1 protein-coding gene is annotated in these 2,457 nt (G+C 29.3%); it reads left to right on the top strand.

Features of this window, described 5'->3' with window-relative positions:
• Positions 1-2,457, top strand: a 2,457-nt coding sequence (locus AB5287_RS09840; RefSeq protein WP_368221151.1) for a condensation domain-containing protein, incomplete at both ends; no start/stop codon positions are given.

Here is a 2,457-nt window from a genome sequence, read left to right as displayed (position 1 = left end):
AGACTATTGTTTCTGAGCAAGGAATTTTAACTGGTGAACTCAATAAACTACCTATTCAAGAATGGTTTTTCAGTAACAATTTTTCTGAATGTTTTAACCAGGGATTCGGTATTAAATTACCTAAAGGTATAGATTTAAAAAAATTAGAATATGCCTTACTAGAGTTGGTTAATTACCATGACTCTATGAGGATCTATTTTAAAAATAATAAACAGTACTATGGTAACAAGATAGACAATATTCAATTGGAAATAATAAAAGATAACTCTGCTTTGAATGATTTGGACAATAGCTTCGACCTATCTCAACAACTGTATAAGTTCGTTTATATTAGTTCACAAAATATTCTCGGAATTATTTGCCATCATTTAATTATTGATACAGTATCTTGGGAAATACTTACTTCTGATCTCAAGGCGTTATATAATGGGCAAAAGCTCCCTCCTAAAGGGACAAGTTACAGACAGTGGGGAAATGCTTTAATAAATCGTCAAAATGATTTTATTGATAATTATCCGTGTGAATTTCAAGATTATGAAGTTCAGGAAAAGATTCAGTCTTCTGATTTCCAAATTTCAACTGATTTGACGGTTATTTTATTAAATAATATTAATAAAGTATATAATACATCTGTAAATGATATTTTATTGACTTCTTTGGCTAGAGCTTTGAATAGAATTTGGCCATCAGAAGAAACATACGTACAATTAGAGTCACATGGTCGAGCAAATATTGATCCAGATATTGATATTCAAAGGACCGTAGGTTGGTTTACTTCGATTTATCCACAAAAGATATCTATAGATTTAGTGAAGACAAAATTGTATTCTAAAGAAATACCAGATTTAGGAATTGCAGAAACAGAATGGTCTATCGTAAAAACAGATTTAGGTCCTATGTCTAGCTCTGAGCCTAATGAAAGTTTGGTTATTAATGGAGGCATATACCAAAAACAATTATTCATTGAACTGAGTGGGAAAATTAAAAATCTCGATTTGATTTCTCAATACTTAAAAGAAGAAATTATTAATTTAATTAATAATCTACATCAAATAACCAGAACATATTTGACATTAGATGATATTAATTATCTAATTGAGCAAGATAGTTTAGATAAAATTCAACATTCTGAAGAGATAATTGATATTTTACCCGCAAGTTCATTGCAACAAGGATTTATGTATCAATCTTTAAATAATTTTCAAAATGATAATGCCTATATGTGTGCATATACTTTTGAATACAATAGTTCAGTTGATGTTAATCTCTATAAACAGTCATGGAAATTAGTTCAAGAAAAATATCCAAGTCTTAGACTATCTTTAGATGTTGTGGACGGGGAAGTTGTTCAAATAATACATAAAAAAGGAAAACTAGACTTTGAGTATATTGAAACTGATGAAATTGATAGATTAATTTTAAAAGAGAGAAATAATTTATTCACACTCTCAGATGGTTCTTTATTCAGAGTAAGGCTTGTAAAAACATCAGATAATAGGTATATCTGTGTATTGATAAATCATCATGCAATTCTAGATGGATGGTCTAATTCACTTTTGATGAATAATATTCATAATTTTTATTATGAACTATTCACTAATAGTGATATTTCTATGGAAGTAGACGATGCATATATAGAAGGACAACGATTTATTCATAATAATTTAAAGAATGCTAAAAAATATTGGGATGAAAATCTTAACGAGGTAAGCCATCCGGACATTTCAGGTTTATTTAGAGTTGATAAATCCCAAACTAAAATTGAAGAAGTTAATCTTATTCAAAAACCGAGAGATCAGGTCTTTATTTTGGAAAATCCGATATATGATTCATTGAAACATTTCTCTAAAGCAAATGGAATTACAATAAATATAATTCTTCAATATGCATGGCATAAGCTTTTGAGTGTCTATGGTGGAATCAAGGAAACGACAATTGGTGTCGTCAATTCAGGACGACAATATCCAATTAACGGAATTGAAGACAGTGTAGGTTTATATATTCAAACAGTACCTATTCAGTTTGAACACAGTAACACTGATTTGAAATTAGCCCTTAGCTCTCTGCAGACCATTAATCAAAGTGCTTTAGCCAATGGTGGTGTAAATTTAGCAGAATTACAGACTAACAGAACTAGATTATTTGATACTGTGTTTATTTATGAAAATTATCCATTAGAATCAAATGACCTTCCTGAATCAAATGCTAAACTAGAAATAGACGATGTACAAGCAGTTGAAAAGCTCGATTATCCAGTAACTATTGTAGTTTTTGAAAAGAACAGTAATTTATATTTACAGTGTAAGTATGATGATGAACTTTTTGAAGAAGACACAATAGAAAAATTATTTAAATTTATGAGTAGTATTGTCAAACAAATTGTTACTGACATTCCTTCTTTAACGTACGTTGAATCTACTCCTAAATTTAATGTTGCAAGATACACACAATCAACTA

It is taken from the genome of Bifidobacterium sp. RTP21102st3_E2_RTP21102_210122, from assembly GCF_040916945.1.
In the GTDB taxonomy this organism is placed as follows: Bacteria; Actinomycetota; Actinomycetes; order Actinomycetales; family Bifidobacteriaceae; genus Bifidobacterium; species Bifidobacterium longum.
The sequence above is the reverse complement of the archived record's forward strand: the minus strand, read 5'-3'. Positions and strand labels throughout refer to the sequence as shown.